General features: G+C 43.7%; 18 protein-coding genes. 10 read left to right on the top strand and 8 right to left on the bottom strand.

Going from position 1 to position 17145, the window contains the following annotated elements; genetic code table 11:
* Positions 1–62 precede the first annotated feature (62 nt).
* From F6K64_RS11320 to F6K64_RS11310, 3 genes are all read left to right on the top strand, one after another.
* Positions 63–1925 carry a glycosyltransferase family 39 protein gene (locus F6K64_RS11320; RefSeq protein WP_287265440.1) on the top strand — a complete coding sequence of 621 codons (1863 nt, stop codon included), beginning with the start codon at positions 63–65 and terminating at the stop codon, positions 1923–1925.
* Positions 1926–2024: 99 nt separating this feature from the next.
* Positions 2025–3233 (top strand): glutathione S-transferase family protein, encoded by a 1209-nt coding sequence (locus F6K64_RS11315; protein ID WP_287253135.1) that lies wholly within the window; start codon positions 2025–2027, stop codon positions 3231–3233.
* A 66-nt stretch (positions 3234–3299) separates the two neighbouring features.
* Complete coding sequence (locus F6K64_RS11310) at positions 3300–3479, top strand: hypothetical protein (RefSeq protein WP_131827118.1); 180 nt, start codon at positions 3300–3302, stop codon at positions 3477–3479.
* 69 nt (positions 3480–3548) lie between these two features.
* Here F6K64_RS11310 and F6K64_RS11305 read toward each other — a convergent pair whose 3' ends face one another.
* Entirely contained in the window at positions 3549–3686 is a 138-nt protein-coding gene (locus tag F6K64_RS11305) for a hypothetical protein (protein ID WP_009148895.1), read from the bottom strand.
* Between the two features lie 39 nt (positions 3687–3725).
* Between F6K64_RS11305 and ppk2 the strand changes: the two genes are divergently transcribed.
* Positions 3726–4709: a polyphosphate kinase 2 gene (ppk2, locus tag F6K64_RS11300; RefSeq protein WP_009148897.1), complete on the top strand. Its 984-nt coding sequence runs from the start codon at positions 3726–3728 to the stop codon at positions 4707–4709.
* Between the two features lie 14 nt (positions 4710–4723).
* Here ppk2 and F6K64_RS11295 read toward each other — a convergent pair whose 3' ends face one another.
* From F6K64_RS11295 to F6K64_RS11285, 3 genes are all read right to left on the bottom strand, one after another.
* Entirely contained in the window at positions 4724–5197 is a 474-nt protein-coding gene (locus F6K64_RS11295) for a hypothetical protein (protein ID WP_143764228.1), read from the bottom strand.
* A gap of 319 nt (positions 5198–5516) precedes the next feature.
* Complete coding sequence (locus tag F6K64_RS11290; protein ID WP_287265438.1) at positions 5517–7064, bottom strand: ammonium transporter; 1548 nt, start codon at positions 7062–7064, stop codon at positions 5517–5519.
* A 544-nt stretch (positions 7065–7608) separates the two neighbouring features.
* A complete protein-coding gene (locus F6K64_RS11285) occupies positions 7609–7851 on the bottom strand; it encodes a hypothetical protein (protein WP_287265437.1) in 243 nt (80 codons plus the stop codon).
* A 970-nt stretch (positions 7852–8821) separates the two neighbouring features.
* Here F6K64_RS11285 and F6K64_RS11280 point away from each other — a divergent pair.
* From F6K64_RS11280 to F6K64_RS11270, 3 genes are all read left to right on the top strand, one after another.
* A complete protein-coding gene (locus F6K64_RS11280) occupies positions 8822–9310 on the top strand; it encodes a hypothetical protein (protein WP_287257000.1) in 489 nt (162 codons plus the stop codon).
* Complete coding sequence (locus F6K64_RS11275; RefSeq protein ID WP_353814121.1) at positions 9311–12733, top strand: NB-ARC domain-containing protein; 3423 nt, start codon at positions 9311–9313, stop codon at positions 12731–12733.
* Positions 12734–13156: 423 nt separating this feature from the next.
* The gene (locus F6K64_RS11270) at positions 13157–13438 is read left to right on the top strand and encodes a hypothetical protein (protein WP_009148911.1); all 282 of its coding nucleotides are present in this window, start codon (positions 13157–13159) and stop codon (positions 13436–13438) included.
* Between the two features lie 191 nt (positions 13439–13629).
* Here the strand turns inward: F6K64_RS11270 and F6K64_RS11265 are convergent, their stop codons facing one another.
* Complete coding sequence (locus F6K64_RS11265) at positions 13630–13755, bottom strand: hypothetical protein (protein ID WP_009148913.1); 126 nt, start codon at positions 13753–13755, stop codon at positions 13630–13632.
* A gap of 31 nt (positions 13756–13786) precedes the next feature.
* Here F6K64_RS11265 and F6K64_RS11260 point away from each other — a divergent pair, with 31 nt between their 5' ends.
* Together F6K64_RS11260 and F6K64_RS11255 are read left to right on the top strand one after the other, a co-directional pair.
* Complete coding sequence (locus F6K64_RS11260) at positions 13787–14011, top strand: type II toxin-antitoxin system HicA family toxin (protein WP_044494309.1); 225 nt, start codon at positions 13787–13789, stop codon at positions 14009–14011.
* A complete protein-coding gene (locus tag F6K64_RS11255) occupies positions 14008–14220 on the top strand; it encodes a type II toxin-antitoxin system HicB family antitoxin (RefSeq protein WP_009148918.1) in 213 nt (70 codons plus the stop codon). The genes F6K64_RS11260 and F6K64_RS11255 overlap by 4 nt, the downstream gene beginning before the upstream one ends.
* 156 nt (positions 14221–14376) lie before the next feature.
* On the opposite strand, the gene F6K64_RS11250 is transcribed toward F6K64_RS11255, so the two are convergent.
* Positions 14377–14934 (bottom strand): Uma2 family endonuclease, encoded by a 558-nt coding sequence (locus F6K64_RS11250; protein WP_009148920.1) that lies wholly within the window; start codon positions 14932–14934, stop codon positions 14377–14379.
* A gap of 15 nt (positions 14935–14949) precedes the next feature.
* On the opposite strand from F6K64_RS11250, the gene F6K64_RS11245 reads away from it, so the two are divergent.
* Complete coding sequence (locus F6K64_RS11245) at positions 14950–15198, top strand: hypothetical protein (protein ID WP_131827117.1); 249 nt, start codon at positions 14950–14952, stop codon at positions 15196–15198.
* Here F6K64_RS11245 and F6K64_RS11240 read toward each other — a convergent pair.
* Both F6K64_RS11240 and F6K64_RS11235 read right to left on the bottom strand, forming a co-directional pair.
* On the bottom strand, positions 15191–15778 hold the full coding sequence (locus F6K64_RS11240; protein ID WP_009148922.1) for a serine O-acetyltransferase: 588 nt from the start codon (positions 15776–15778) through the stop codon (positions 15191–15193). The two genes, F6K64_RS11245 and F6K64_RS11240, sit on opposite strands and share 8 nt — an antisense overlap.
* Positions 15779–16089: 311 nt before the next feature.
* Positions 16090–17100 carry a glycosyltransferase family 2 protein gene (locus F6K64_RS11235; protein ID WP_009148925.1) on the bottom strand — a complete coding sequence of 337 codons (1011 nt, stop codon included), beginning with the start codon at positions 17098–17100 and terminating at the stop codon, positions 16090–16092.
* Positions 17101–17145 lie beyond the last annotated feature (45 nt).

Below are 17145 nucleotides of genomic sequence, written 5' to 3'. Positions count from 1 at the left end.
GTCTGTCATCTATTTCCATTCCATTGGCAAGTGTGCTCCTTTGCTGATTGAGGTTACTATTGTTGAAAATTTTCCTGAGAAGTCTCTGGTTCCACCCCCTGTTGCTATTGTTTTGGATTGCTATTGGCAGTGTTTTACGCTTCACTAACCTAACCCTGAAGTCTCCCTGGACTGATGAATTTGCCACAATCGTGTTCAGCTTGGGCAATAGTTATCAAACCTTACCCCTAGACCAAGCCATTTCCCTCTCTACCCTGTTACAACCACTGGCATTTAATCCAGAATCGGGAGCATCAGCAGTTATTCATCATTTATTCACTGAGGATCACCACCCTCCTCTATACTTTGTCCTCGCGAACTGGTGGATGAGGCTATTCTCCTTCGGTGTACAGGCGTTCGATGGAACATCCTTACAGGATAGCGACTTAGTAATTTGGGGAATGCGATCGCTTCCCGCCCTGTTCGGTATAGTATCAATTCCCGTAATCTATGGACTGAGCTGGGTAGGGTTTCGTTCCCGGTTAGTCGCTCAACTAGCAGCAGCAATTATGGCTGTGTCTCCCTACGGTGTCTTTCTAGCCCAGGAAGCCCGTCATTACACCTTAGCTATTTTGTGGGTAATGGCATCCCTGTGCTGCTTAGTTATTGCTGTACAACATCTTCAACGCCATACTGTTCTACCGATTTGGATATCCCTGTCTTGGGTAGTGGTTAATTGTTTAGGTATAGCAACCCACTATTTTTTTATCCTGACCCTCTGTGCTGAGGCCATGGTTTTATTAGGACTTTGGGGATTAGCCAAAATTTCTCCTTCTCGACCCTCTCCCATCCGGCGCATTGGTGCAGTTGCGGCAGGTAGTGCTATGGGAGGATTAGTTTGGTTACCAGTGTGGCTATCGAGTTACGATGCTCAGATGACTGAATGGATTATCAGTAGCAGTGAAGGGAGTTGGGCTTGGTGCAAGCCAATTTTTCAAGCTATCGCTGCTTGGATCACCATGTTATCGCTATTGCCCGTAGAGTCATCTTCCCTGATAGTGGTCATTGCTTCGGGTTTGGTGATGTTGCTGTTTCTAATCTGGTTGCTTCCGATTCTCTATCGCTATCTAAAAATACAACTAAATCACCCTCAGACTGCTTTGGTCACAACGGTTTTAGGGAGTTTCTTGATTAGTGCGATCGCATTATTTTTTGGTATTACTTACTGCCTTGGTACCGACCTCACCCGTGGTGCTCGGTATAGTTTCGTTTACTTCCCTGCTGTGATTGTATTAGTAGCAACCGCCCTAGCCGTGAGTAAGCGTCACCCTTCAACAGCCAATCCCACTGACAATAGTAGCCATGGGAAACCGAAAACTATAGCGCTAGTTTTGTTAATGGGGTTTTTGAGTAGTATTACCGTAGTCAGCAATCTAGGCTATCAAAAATACTATCGTCCAGATTTATTGGTACCGATAATCGAACAAAAGTCATCAGTACCGATACTAATTGCTACTACTCACAACACCTTGGTACAGACTGGTGAAATGATGGGACTGGCTTGGGAATTCCAACAGAAGGCTGAGCAAAAACTATCTTCAGTAAATCCCCAATTTATATTGGCACATCAAGACCAAATTCAGTGCCAGCAGACCAATTGTCCGGCTGCTATCACTCTTAAAAAGACTGTTGCTAATTTGTCAAGTACCCTAGATGTATGGTTGGTGAATTTTAACGCAACAGTTGAAGAGTTACCTAATTGTTCTGCTGAGAATTCTGTTAATAATTTAATATCCGTGGATGGTTACCAAGCTCAGGTTTATCACTGTCTTGATTCTAAGCATTCAGCTGTCAGCTATCAGGCGTCAGCCGTTAGCCGTCAGCCGTCAGCCGTCAGCCGTGAGCTAAAAGCTCACGCTACGCGAACAGCTTATTTTATTCAATAGCTGATAGCTGATATCTGATAGCTGATAGCTAATAGCTGATAGCTTAAGCAAAATATGCGATAGTATCTTTTGTAACAAACTCTAATTAAACCCACCCCCATGAGTATCGCCCCCCTAACCTGGCAAGAACTAGAAGCTCTGACGGATTTTCAAATAGATACTGTTAATGGAGCTACTAACGCTCAATCCTGTTTGCGCCTATTTGGTTTTACTGAATCTGATATTCGGGTTACCCTATACCGCGATAACCACGCTTGGTGCCCTTACTGCCAGAAAACTTGGCTATGGTTGGAAGAAAAACAGATTCCTTATCGTATCAAAAAAGTTACCATGTTTTGTTATGGTAAGAAAGAAAGTTGGTACAAGCAGAAAGTGCCATCGGGGATGCTACCAGCTCTAGAGCTAGATGGTAACTTGATTACCGAAAGTGATGACATTTTAATCGGATTAGAACGGGTTTTTAAACCCTTAGAACAAAGCATGAAAGACCCCGCTGTCATCAACCTACGGCAGTTGGAGAGACTTCTGTTTAGAGCTTGGTGTACTTGGTTGTGCTATCCTACACGTTCATCTAAAGAAGAACAAAATCACCAAGACCAATTTGTTAAAGTGGTGGAGATGGTGGAAAATGCCCTAAGCTCCACTCCGGGTCCTTACTGTTTGGATCAGTTCGGTACTGTTGATGTGATTTTCATGCCTTATGTCGAACGCATGAATGCCAGTCTTTATTACTACAAAGGCTATTCTTTGAGGGAAGAAAATCCTCGATTGGCAGCTTGGTTTGAGGCCATGGAAACCCGACCTACCTATCGTGGCACCCAGAGCGACTTCCACACCCATGTCCATGATTTGCCTCCCCAGATGGGGGGCTGCTGGCCAAACGATAAACCCCAGACGTTAATCAATCAGGCACGGGTGGACAATGGTCCTTGGGAAGGGCTACCGGATGTAACTTACCCAGAACCGGAAACTTCCCGTACTGAAGCTCTCCAACGAGTGCTTAAACACCGCACCAATATCATTCGAGTTAACCCCGCCGACGAGACCTTGTTTGATCCAGCCCTGCGTTGTGCCTTGACACACATGATTACCGGGGAAACCTGTATGCCACCCTTGGGTTCAGATCCTGCTCTGCGATATTTGCGCGATAGAATTAGTGTTCCTCGGGATATGTCTATCTATGCTGCTAAGAGGCTCAGAGAGTCTCTGGAAAAAACTGCCTCTTTAGTAGGAAATGGTCAAGGTTCTGCTATTCCCATCCGTCACCGACGTGACCAAGATCCAGCGAACTTTGCCAAGGCGATCTAGAGTTGCGATCGCACTAATTGGGTGTATCTTATATTTGTAAAAAAGTGATTAATCGTAGGGTGGGCAGTGCCTACCAACCCTATGGGCAGCTTCGTGAATCTGCCTGATCCACTGCCCACCCTACATCTTACCAACTACATCTCAGTAAGGTGGGCAGTGCCTAGCCACCTGATGGGCAACTTGGTGAATCTGCCTAATCCACTGCCCACCTTACATCTACATCAACTAGAGTTGCGATCGCACTAAGTTTATCCAGCATATTAATCCTAGGGTGGGCAGTGCCTAGCCACCTGATGGCCAGCTTAGTGAATCTGCCTAATCCACTGCCCACCCTACATCTACATCAACTAGAGTTGCGATCGCACTAAGTTTATCCAGCATATTAATCCTAGGGTGGGCAGTGCCTAGCCACCTGATGACCAGCTTGGTTAATCTGCCTGATCCACTGCCCACCCTACATCAAGCTCAATACAAATACAGGGTTGTATAGCAATGAAAAATAAATCTATGAATGGGGATCAGTCCCAACGGGCGAGCAAAAAGAAGCATCTACTAGCAGCAGATAGTAAAAAGAAAGATAAGAAAAAATTAAATAAGAAAAAATTAAATAAGAAAAAACTTAAGAAACAAAAGAAGGCCAATCTCCCAAATTCAGAACGAAAAGTGTTCTACCACATTTCTGAGGCAGAAGGCAGCTCTAAACTTCCCAGGAAAATTTATGAAAAGGAGCTTGCCCGTCTACAATTGGAACTGGTGAAAATGCAATACTGGACTAAGCATACTGGTACCCGCATTGTGATTGTGTTTGAAGGACGTGATGCAGCTGGTAAGGGGGGCACTATTAAACGGATTACCGAACCCCTAAATCCACGTGGCTGCCGAATTGTGGCATTGGGTACACCGAGTGATCGGGAAAAGACCCAATGGTATTTCCAGCGCTATGTCGCTCATCTGCCCGCAGCCGGTGAAATTGTCTGTTTTGACCGCAGTTGGTACAATCGCGCTGGGGTGGAGCATGTGATGGGTTTTTGTACCGATGCACAGTATCAGGAATTCATGCAAACCTGCCCAGAATTTGAGCGGATGTTGGTCAGATCCGGCATAATTTTGCTGAAGTATTGGTTTTCAGTTAGCGATGAAGAACAAGAGCGACGCTTCCAATCTCGCACCACCGATCCCGCTCGTCGCTGGAAGCTCAGCCCGATGGATCTAGAATCTCGCGATCGCTGGGTGGAATATTCCCAAGCAAAAGACAACATGTTGGCTCACACCAATATTCCCGAAGCCCCCTGGTTCACGGTGGAAGCTGATGACAAAAAGCGGGCTCGTCTTAATTGCATCAGTCATATTCTCAGCAAGATTCCCTACATTGATATGACACCGGAACCTCTAGAATTACCCCCACGCAAGAAGGCTCCCAATAACTATGTGCGCCCACCTCTGTATGAGCAATTCTTTGTGCCCCAGTTGTATTGACATTTGGGAACGTCCTAAAATTCAGGACTTAGGGGTTTCTTCCTGTATTTTATTTCATTATCCTTTGCCTGAGACAATAACTGATAACTATTTCGATAAGCTCCTCTAGGGTCAAGTAAAGACTGAATCTTTTGTGATGTTTCTTCAATAGCATGTAGAATCCTGCCAACGATATCAGTTTGCTTAGCTTTAACTAGCAACAAACACTGATTAGGGTAAAAAACAACAATCAGCAAAGTATCTCTAGATTCCATGAATATTTTTTCGTTGTTTACCAGACTAGGTAAGCGGTTAATCGATTGGTGAAACTCGATTATTTTATCGGCTATTTTTAGAATTTCAGTTTTATTTAATTTACCTATTAACTGAGTAATTGGCAACTGTTTATAGAGGATAACTGCACCTAAAATGTCATCATTATCAGCTACTAAATCCCTAACAATGCTATCGTAATCTTGTGTGTTTTTTGACATATTGATTATGTTCATGGGATTAATTTTGATTAAACTACTCTAGCAAAGGGAACAGGGAACAGGGAACAGGGAACAGGGAACAGGGAGTAGGGAATATGGCATCAAAATTATATCAATTGCTACACGGATTGCTATATTGATAGTCTTGATCGGTATCCAATAAAACTATGATCACACTATTCCTAAACTAATTTCATTTATGATCATAATCCTTTGGCTTAGTTTGTCTGTATCAAATTAAACTTATTTGCTGGAAAATACTGTTATTGATTACCTTCATAACCGGCTGAATCCTAGAATTTAATGGGTTTGCTTGTATCTACAGAACAGTGTGTTAATTTTGTCTTTGCTGATCCCTCAGCGGTGATTGCTTGAGATCTCCCTTAAACAAAAAGCCACTGTAGGCATTCATACGGTGTTCGTGGAAATCTAGACCTTCAATTTCTGCTTTTTCTGTAACCCTTAGACTTGAGGAAAGTATACGTTTAACTAATAACCAAGCTAGCCAGCTCAGGAAAACCGTTGACACATCTACAGCAACAATGCCGAGTAGTTGAATAAAAAGCTGCCGGATACTATCTATCCCGCCACCACAGAATAGTCCGGCTACTGGACCGTTACCAATACTATACAAATCACCAGGTCCTTCACTGAAAAGACCTAAAGCCAGTGTTCCCCAGACTCCACCGACAAGATGGACAGAAATAGCACCTACTGGATCATCAATTTTCATCCTGTCCCAGAAGTCTACTGAAAAGACCACTATTATTCCTGCCAGCAGACCTATGGTGATAGCGCTACCAATGGTAACGAATCGACAGGATGCGGTAATGGCTACCAAACCCGACAGTACTCCGTTAATAATCATAGTGGGGTCAGGCTTACTGTCAGGATCCCTTGGGTCAAGCCAGGTAGTTAGAGCTGCGGCAATACCCCCTGCACAAGCTGCTGTATTAGTGGTGAGGACAATATGGCTAATTGCGTTGGGATCTAAATTCGTCGTTCCGGGATTAAAAATCGTTGAGCCGGGGTTAAAACCAAACCAGCCCAGCCATAAAATCAAGCAACCTAGAATCGCCAGGCTGAGATTGTGTCCGGGCAGCCCATAGGAAACGCCATCTATATATTTGCCTTTGCGTGGTCCGAGAAGGTAAGTACCTACTAAGGCACAGCAACCGCCTACGGAGTGAACTACGGTTGAACCAGCAAAGTCCCAAAATTTCAGCCCTTGTAGCCAGCCTCCTCCTAGCCAGCCTCCTCCCCAAATCCAGTGACCTGTGATTGGGTAAATGATGCCCACCAGTAGAAGGCTGAACAGACAAAAGGCAGAAAATTTGATGCGCTCCGCCACTGCTCCAGAGACAATAGTGGCAGCAGTTCCAGCAAAAACCAGTTGAAAAAAGAATTTGGCGTTGAGGGGTATACCAATATCTTTTAGTGAATAGAAGACACCGTTGTAGGCTTCTCCTATGGCTGGACTATTATCTGATCCCGAAAGGAAAAAGCCATTGAAACCTAAAACAGGGTTGCCATCACCAAACATGAAAGCAAAGCCAACTGCCCAGTAAGCGGCTGTAGACAGGGCAAACACAATCAGGTTTTTAGTCAAAATGTTGGCGGCATTCTTTTGGCGGCAAAGACCAACCTCCAACATCCCAAAGCCCGCGTTCATGAAGAATACTAAACAACCAGTGAATATCACCCAGATAGTATTCACGGTGATTTGGAGCGATTCAAGGGTAGTCTTAAAAGGTGGATTCTGGGCTACTGCTACCTCGGCACACAACAGAATAATTATTGGGATTAAGGGCAAGCAAACTTTCCAGCTTTGCAGCCTCCAAGCGCTGATGCACCTTAACCTTTTGCGCTTTTGTTTAGACATTAGTAATCAAAGGTTTAGTGCTTAGAATAAAAATCAATACTTGTAAGCATTCAGCTGTCAGCTTACGTGGTAATCGACAGTGGTATGGGAATCATGGTCAAATAATTGATTCCAAATCCTGTCGATGGATACCTACAATCTCGGTTATCTGTGATCATTATGAATTAGTACAAATAACCTAGTAGACAACTGAATTAATTAATTTTTTTTGGCCTTGGGCTACTAGTGAAAACTCTTTTGGCGTAGATAAAATGTTGGCGTAGATAACACCCTAATCTTAAATCAGCCTAAGTCATGAGTGACCATTGACTTGGCTTATCCTTACACTAGTTCCCTTGATTCTATGAGTAACTATAACTATTAACTCCCCGGGCACTTGACAGTGTTTTTCCAGGAACAGTTAAGCACTATCTTACTCTTAGAGTAGACGATATTTTCACTATTGTATGCTAGCATTACCCTTTTTCTTTTTTTATTCGTCGAAATATATTCCTGTTTTTTTACTCTCATAAAATGTAATTATTCAGCAGTCAGCAGTCAGCTGTCAGCTGTCAGCCGTTGGCCTTTGGCACCTCAAGTAGCACCTCAAGTAGCGGATTAGCTGAATGCTTACAGTTGCGGCAGGAAACGGGCAAGATGCCCGTTCCACCAAGATGCCCATGGCACCAAGATGCCCGTTCCACCAAGATGCCCATGCCAGCAAGATACCCATGCCAGTAAGATGCCTGTTCCACCAAGATGCCCATGGCACCAAGATGCCCATGGCACCTACCGGGTCAAACCGCAAAAATGAGATGCACCCAACCAGGATTGATGATCGTGATTTTTTTTTGCATGATGGAAGTAACTCCTATTTAGGAGGGAGGAAAGCCGCGCTGGTCGTGGTTAACAGGTATTGCCAGCGCGGCTATTAGTTTCAGTCGTCACCTTCTATACTATACATAACTCATCGAAAAAATGCAAGGGTTAATTAAAAATTTTTACATTTATTTACAAATAGTATTTTTAGCAATTGATCTCCTAAATTATGTTTAATTTGTACAGGATTTTTTTATGGTATTCTATTTTGATCGAGCAGGGAACAGGGAATAGGAAATATCAAAAAATCTGTTTAACTGATAGAGCATCAAGAATATTAATGTAGGGTGGGCAGTGCCAAAGATAGATAACAGCAGCTGGCGATCGCATTAGTAGGCACTGCCCACCGCGCGAATTAATCACAATAGAGAATATTGATGTAGGGTGGGCAGTGCCAAAGATAGATAACAGCAGCTAGAGATAGGATGACTAGGCACTGCCCACCAAAGAATTAATCACAATAGAATATTGATGTAGGGTGGGCAGTGCCAAAGATAGATAACAGCAGCTGGCGATAGCATTAGTAAGCACTGCCCACCAAAGAATTAATCACAATAGAATATTGATGTAGGGTGGGCAGTGCCAAAGATAGATAACAGCAGCTGGCGATCGCATTAGTAGGCACTGCCCACCACGGGAATTAATCACAATAGAGAATAGTGATGTAGGGTGGGCAGTGCCAAAGATAGATAAGAGCAGCTAGAGATAGGATAAGTAGGCACTGCCCACCAAAGAATTAATCACAATAGAATATTGATGTAGGGTGGGCAGTGCCAAAGATAGATAACAGCATCTGGCGATAGCATTAGTAGGCACTGCCCACCCTACTAACTACTAACTAACTCACCCAATTTAAAAATACTATAATAAACCAAGACTCTGAATAATCTCCTTCAAAAATGGAACCATTAGCTGCTGCCGTTGTCGCTATTTCTACTGTGCTCGCCACGAAAGCCCTAGAAAAAACTGGGGAAAATGTCGGGCAAGTTGTCTGGGACCAGACTAGCCAGTTTGTGGAATCCCTGAGAAACCAGTCTCCAGATACAGTAATGGCGATCGAGCAAGCTCCAGAGCAAGCACTTGATTATGCCAAGGTGGTATTGGAAGTAGAAGCAGCAGCAAAGCAAAATCCGGAAGTTGCCCAAAGTATGGAGCGTTTGGTGACTACGGTTGATGCTGAAACTTTGCCTAACTTAGAGGAAATTATTGAAAAGATTACCAAAGCTTTGGAATTCCACCAAGCTAAGCGTGACAATTACAACATTGAGAAAGTAGATAACCAGGGTAACTTCGTCCAAGGGAAGAGTATTAATAAAGATAATACTAATATTGGAGGAAGCCAAAATATTATTAAAGGCGACCAAACTATTAATTATAATAATACTTGACTGCCGTCGCCTGGGAGTCAGGTTAACCAAACTCGACCAAATCAAGCACCCCCACTACCTCGGTATTATGTCGAACGCCCGGAAGTAAGCCAACGACTAAAACAAATTCTTTTATCCCAAGAAACCGCTAGAGTTGGCACTTTAGTGGTTAGTGCGATCTATGGCTTAGGAGGAATTGGGAAATCCACCATTACTGCAGCCTTAGCCCATGATCCAGACATTCAATCCGATTTTCCCGATGGGATTTTTTGGGCAACCTTAGGTCAGCAACCTGATATTTTATCGTTTCTAAGTACGTGGATACAGGCATTAGGAGATTATGATTTCAAACCGATTAATATTGATAGCGCTTCTTTACAATTAAGAACGTTATTATCTGATCAAAAAGCCTTGCTAGTGGTGGATGATGTTTGGCATCCTGACCATGTTGAACCCTTTCGAGTAGCAGGGGGTGGCTGTCGGGTTTTAGTCACTACCAGAGAAGCTCCGGTTAAGGGTGCGATTCCCTATAATTTGGACGTGATGACTCTAAATCAATCCTTGGAGTTATTAACGGGTTGTTTCAACAATAAGCTAACTAATCAAGAACTGGAATATGCTAAAACCTTAGCTAAAACCGTCGGCTACTTACCCCTAGGATTAGAATTAGCTGCTGCCCAAATTGGGGATGGATTCTCTTGGGAAGAGTTACTGGATGAGTTACAAGCTGAAATTGCTGATTTAGAAGCTTTAGATCGATGGTCAGCAGAAGAAGAACCAAGTGACGCTAAGCGCAAAAACTACAGTCTAGTGGCTTCGTTTAATCTCAGTTTAAAGCGATTATCCCCCGAGAGATTGAAAAAATTTGCTTGGTTAGGGGTACTGCCGGAGGATGTTACCATTACTGAAACCATGGCGACAACGTTATGGAACTGTAATTCATTTAAAGCCAAAAAGACTTTACGATACTTACGACAAAAAGCGTTATTACTACCTGGTGTCTCTAGTACCCAAGAAACTAACTATCGCCTCCATGACTTGTTACATGATTTAGCCCGTAATCTGCTGCAACCAGAGCTAACATTATCAATTACAGAAGCTCATCAGCAATTATTAGAACGTTATCAAACTAAGACCGAAAAGGGATTATGGCATACCTTACCCGATGATGGTTATATCTATAACCACTTAACCTGGCACCTAGAGAAAGCCCAAAAAATCGATCAAATTCATCAACTGCTGAAAGAAGAAACTCCAGCAGGAGATAACGGTTGGTATTGGCAGTGTGATAGACAGGGAAAAACTGCTAATTTTATCAAGGATGTATCGAAAGCTTGGGCAATAGCAGCAGCTAATTTTAAAGAAAATCCTACAGAATCGATTAGTCTACAGTGTCGGTATGCTCTGATTACCACATCCCTCAACAGCTTGGCTGGAAATATTCCTCCAAGGTTAATGGCAGCATTAGTTGATAAAGAAATCTGGACGCCAGCTCAGGGACTAGCTTATGTGCGACAGAGCAAAGATTATAAACGTCAAGCAGAGGGTTTGAGGGCAATTAGTAAGTATCTTCCTTCTTCTTTATTACCGGAAGCCTTAGATTGCGCCAGAGGCATTTCGCATGAAGAAGATCGAGCCAATACCTTAAGAGCCTTAGCCCCCCACTTATCGGAAGTGTTGTTACACCAAGCCTTAGAAGTCGCCAGAGGGATTTCGGATGAAGATCACCGAGCCGATGCCTTAATCGGCTTAGCCCCCCACTTACCCCAAAGTTTGTTACCCCAAGTCTTAGATTGCGCTAGAGAGATTAAGTATGAATACCAGCGAGCATTAGCCTTAATCGGCTTAGCCCCTCACTTACCCGATGTGTTGTTACCCCAAGCCTTAGATTGCGCCAGAGGGATTTCCGATGAATACTCCCGAGCCAGAGCCTTAGTGGCCTTAGCCCCCGACTTACCGGATGTGTTACCCCAAGCCTTAGATTGCGCCAGAAGGATTTCGGATCAACACCACCGAGCATTAGCCTTAGGAGACTTAGCCCCCTACTTACCCGATGTGTTACCGGAAGCTTTAGATTGCGCCAGAGGGATTTGGGATCAATACCACCGAGCCAATGCCTTAGTCGCCTTAGCCTCCCACTTACCCGATGTGTTATCGGAAGCCTTAGATTGCGCCAGAAGGATTTCCGATAAATACTACCGAGCATTAGCCTTAGGACACTTAGCTCCCCACTTACCCGATGTGTTATCGGAAGCCTTAGATTGCGCCAGAGGGATTTCGTTTGAATCCTCCCGAGCATTAGCCTTAATCGCCTTAGCCCCCCACTTACCCGATGTGTTACCAGAAGCTTTAGATTGCGCCAGAGGGATTGAGTTTGAAAACTCCCGAGCCGATGCCTTAGTCGCCTTAGTCCCCCACTTACCCGATGTGTTACCAGAAGCCTTAGATTGTGCCAGACGGATTTCCGATGAAAACTCCCGAGCATTAGCCTTAGTCGCCTTAGTCCCCCACTTACCCGATGTGTTACCAGAAGCTTTAGACTGCGCCAGAGGGATTGGACATGAATACTCCCGAGCCGATGCCTTAGTCGCCTTAGTCCCCCACTTACCCGATCTGTTACCGGAAGCCTTAGATTGCGCCAGAGGGATTTCGGATCAATACCACCGAGCCGAAGCCTTAGTCGCCTTAGCCCCCCAGTTACCCGATGTGTTATCGGAAGCCTTAGATTGCGCCAGAGGGATTTCCCATGAATGCTTCCGAGGTTATGCCTTAGTCGCCTTAGTCCCCCACTTACCCGATCTGTTACCGGAAGCCTTAGATTGCGCCAGAGGGATTTCGGATCAATACCACCGAGCCGAAGCCTTAGTCGCCTTAGCCCCCCAGTTACCCGATGTGTTATCGGAAGCCTTAGATTGCGCCAGAGGTATTCGGGATAAATACTTCCGAGCCAGAGCCTTAGTCGCCTTAGCCCCCCATTTACCGGATGTGTTACCTCAAGCCTTAGATTGCGCCAGAGGGATTAAGTCTGAAAAAGAACGAGCTCATGCCTTAGTCGCCTTAGCCCCCCACTTACCCGATGTGTTGTTACCCAAAGCCTTAGATTGCGCCAGAGGGATTTCCGATGAAAAAGACCGAGCCGATGCCTTAGTCGCCTTAGCCCCCCACTTACCGGATCTGTTGCCAGAAGCCTTAGATTGCGCCAGAGCAATTGGGTCTGAATCCAACCGAGCCAGTGCCTTACAGGGCTTAATTAAGAGATTAACTCCTTCGTCAGTTGATTTTCCTTTTTGGCAACAAATTCTTGATGGTTTAGCTAGTCTAACCCGTCCCAATTTTCTTAAAGCTCTTCCTGAATTAGCTCCTTTAATCATCAAGTTTGGGGGTATTGAAGCCCTAATAGAAACGGTGGCAGCGGTTGATGATGTTAGTCGATGGTGGAAATAGGGAATCGGGAATCGGGAATCGGGAATCGGGAATCGGGAAGAGATAAGAGTTAATCAAGGATAGAGGAATTATTATTAGCTTTAGAGGATATCTGAAAAGTTTTTTATACTGAATTTTGCCCCCCTAGCCCCCCAATTCTGGGGGGAAAAAGAATCCATTTGTTGCTAAAAGTCCCCCAAAATTGGGGGATTTAGGGGGCTTGGATGTAGCAAATGAGACAATGAGACTTCTCAGACAACCTCTTACTGGCTGTGAAGTTAACCAATGTTAGGATTCAGTTGATGCCTGTGCCATGGGGAATAATTGCGCTAAGCTAATGTTAGCTTAATCATGGGCAAGTTTCGTTTTGCTAACTAAGCTAGACTATATATAACCTAAATTAATAATAAGTAAGCCTCTCATCTCCTCAAAACAATACTATCCATGGAAAACGTCAATCAAATCACTTTAAATTTACCCACAGATTTGCTAAAAACTACAGAACAGCTAATTCAAACAGGACTAGTCAATAATCTTGAGGAATTAGTTGTATTAGCATTGCATCATGAAATTGTTAAACTTAAACAATTACAGCAAAACAATCAACAGCTACCAGAAAATAACAATAGTGTAGATGATCCGATTTGGGGACTCGGAGAGAATCCAGTTGTAGGTGGAGTCAGTGATGCTTCTACATCTATTGATCAGTATTTATATAACTATTAATAATGAATTGCTTGTTTTTAGACACAAGCTATATGATAGCTTTAGAATTGGCGGATGACTAAAATCACTCAATCACGTTAAATCATTGGCAATGCTGTTGTCGAATTCTTCTCACCCATTCGCTACTATTTTGAGTATCTTGTCGATCACGACCCATACCAATAAAAGGTTGATCCTCTAATTCCAGAGGATTAAGAGATGCCGGTTTTTTCTGTTACATACTGTTTTTTGAACACCTCAATGATATCGGCAATAATTTTTTGAGCGTCTTCTGGTAGTTCTTGAATATCTTTGGTCAGTTGTTCTAGGTCACCCATAAGTCTTAGGAAGTATGTTATAGTTATTGGCATGCCGAAAAAAATAAGACAATTAAAGCAAATGTTGCAGAAAGCAGGATTTCAACTCTTGCCTAAGCGGGGAAAAGGTAGTCATTCTTATTGGGTTCATCCACTAATCACAAATCCTGTAGTTCTGTCTGGTAAAGATAGTAACGATTCCAAGCCTTATCAAGAAAAAGAAGTAATAGAAGTACTCAAAGAACTGGCACAATTAGAACAGGAGGATGAATCATGAAATATAGCATTTTAATTCAATGGTCAGAGGAAGATAACTCTTATGTGGCTAGTTTACCCGAATGGGGTAACTATGCTCGTACCCACGGTGACACCTATGAGGAAGCTCTTGAGAATGCTAAGGAAGTTTTAGAGGATTTGGTGTACGCCTATAGCCAAGTTAATAAAGAGTTACCAACTCCAAAGATACTAGAGGTAGCATTAAATTAGCCTAAAAGTAAGCATTAACCTATTATAGCAATTTTACGACTTGTGAGGTACAAATATCTGGGTTTTAGGGAGCAGGGAGCAGGGAGCAGCGCTGCATCGCTATTGCCTATTGCTAGCATGCCTATTGCCTATTGCTAGCATGCCTATTGCCTTGCGCTATACATCTTCATACAAAGCTTCAATACTAGTCCTAAAATCCACAGTTTCTAGATGAATCTCACTGCCCGGATCATAAAATTGCAATGTCCAAATTCCCTCGGAATTCCGGCGAAAGCAATCTAAGCGTTGACGGTTTTGGCTAATTAAAACATATTCCACCAAGGTGTCTAGTTTTCGATAATCATAAAATTTATCACCCCGGTCAAAGGCTTCAGTTTTTGGAGATAAAACTTCTACAATTAAACAGGGATATTTTTTATAATTGCTCAATTCTCGGTCTCTGGCATCGCAAGTCACGAAAACATCAGGATAATAATAACTATTGGATGCTTCGACATAAGCTTTCATATCTGCCATATAAACCCGACAGCCAGTGCCCCTGACATGATTTCTTAACAGAGCAAATAAGTTACCGGCAATAGTAACATGGGCATCACTCGCGCCAGCCATGGCATAGACTTCTCCATCAATATACTCGTGTTTGATGGCACTATCTTCTTCGTAGGATAGATACTCTTCGTTTGAAATGTAATTGGGGCTTGGATCAGCAATCATGACAATTTCAAGACAGTGACTCTATTAGTATATAATAAAGGGAGTCGGCAGTCGGTAACAGGCAAGAGGCAAGAGGCAAGAGGCAATAGGCATGCTAGCAATAGGCATGCTAGCAATAGACAAGCCGATTCCCGATTCCCGATTCCCGATTCCCGATTCCCGATTCCCGATTCCCGATTCCCGATTCCCGATTCCCGATTCCCGATTCCCGATTCCCGATTCCCGATTCCCGATTCCCGATTCCCTTGTTTACATCTCAACTAGAGCCATTCTCGTCGAAAGAACGCATCTTAATAACTTTAGCAGGAATTCCCACTACCGTTGCGCCAGCAGGTACATCAGATAAAACTACAGCATTAGCACCAATATTTGCCCCATTACCGATAGTAACCTTGCCAAAAATCTTGGCACCAGCCCCAACATTGACACTTTTTCCTAAAATGGGGGCATCCAAAGGACGATCTAAGTAACGATTCCCCAAAGTTACTCCTTGACGGAGGATAGTATCATCACCAATGGTGCAATCCCCATGAATCACAATCCCACTTTGATGCTCAATAATTACTCGGCGACCAAGCTTTACGGTGTAAGGTAATTCAATCCCATAGGTATTACGAACTTTACGATATAATGCTCGGTAGAGAATACTAAACGGAGCCCGTAGTAACTTCGGCTCTATGTTCATTCTCCAAACTCCAAACCGCTGCACCGCTACAGCCCGAAATCCCGGCTTAGTCCAATCACAACCATGGGCTTTCCAATCTTCTTTAATTTGTTGCCAAAGTCCCAAATTATCGGTTTTTGGCTGGGTAGAATTTGCCGTTAAATCTGTTGGCATCACCATAATCTGTTTTTAGAATGTAGAATTTAGAATGAAGAATTTAGAATTTAGAATTTAGAATCGGGAATCGGGAATCGGGAATCGGGAATTGTAAGCGGTCAGCGGTCAGCGGTCAGCGGTCAGCGGTCAGCTGACGTAACTCAGATTAAACCAATGCTTACCTGTTTTATTCAAAAGCTAAAAGCTGATAACTGATAGCTGATAGCTAATAGCTGAAAGCTAATAGCTGAAAGCTGATAGCTGATAACTGATAGCTGATAGCTAATAGCTGAAAGCTGATAACTGAAAGCTGATAGCTGATAGCTGAAACCTAATCACGAAATCTTCGGACTACTAAAAGCACCTCCTTTACAAAACACACTATTGCGCAGAAAATCAGTAAGTAACTGGGGTGGGTCATTATCGGGCTTACCTTGAACCATTCGGCGCAATTGCCACAATAAATAACTAGAAGCCCAGGTGTGATCCGCTAGAGCAGCGTAAAACCAACCATAGTTTTTAAGAAAATACCGTCGTCGAGAATCAAACACATACTGGGGTCGGCGTTTGGGTGGACGCTTGGTGTCGGTAACACCTGAACTTTGTCCAACTAAGTGGACTACGCGACTTTCAGGGACATACCAGCATTCCCAGCCAGCTCTCTGGGCTTGCAGGCAAAAGTCCATTTCTTCGTAATACATGAAATACGCTTCATCGATCAGGCCAACCTGCTCAAACACTTCCCGGCGAATAATCATACTTGCCCCAGCTACCCAATCCGTTGGACAGGGTTGGTCAGGAATCGGTGGCCAAACTACCCACTCCGATAATAATGTCGATACGATACCGAGACGCAAACCAGAATCTAGCTCACTGAGGACGGTATGAAACCGAAATGCTGAACACTGAGGGGTACTGTCAGGCTCTTCCAGGCGAGAGCCAGCAATACCCACCTGGGGATGGTCACTCATAAACTCCACCAGGGTTTTGATCGCCCTAGGACGAACAATGGTGTCTGGATTGAGCAACAACACATAATCCGGTGGCTGATTAGACTTCAGGGCTGGGCGGATCACAGCGTTATTGCCAAAGGCAAATCCACCATTGTGCTCTAGTGCCATCACCGATGCCCAACTACCCCAGTTTTCGTTTGCGATCGCATTTTTAATGGCAACAGCCGATCCATCCCCAGACGCATTATCTGCCACTACCACCTGAGTATTCGATAAACCTGGGATTTCATCCGCTAGAGAGCGTAAGCAATCAATAGTTAAACTAGGGGTTTTGTAGTTAACAATTACTATAAGTAAAGAATTTACGGGATTGTTTTTTAGTTCATTAGACATAACTAAATTTGGCGTTTTTTTTCCTTAGCTAAATAATTATTATTT

The organism is Moorena sp. SIO3A2 (assembly GCF_010672265.1).
Classification (GTDB): domain Bacteria; phylum Cyanobacteriota; class Cyanobacteriia; order Cyanobacteriales; family Coleofasciculaceae; genus Moorena; species Moorena producens.
The sequence above is the reverse complement of the archived record's forward strand: the minus strand, read 5'-3'. Positions and strand labels throughout refer to the sequence as shown.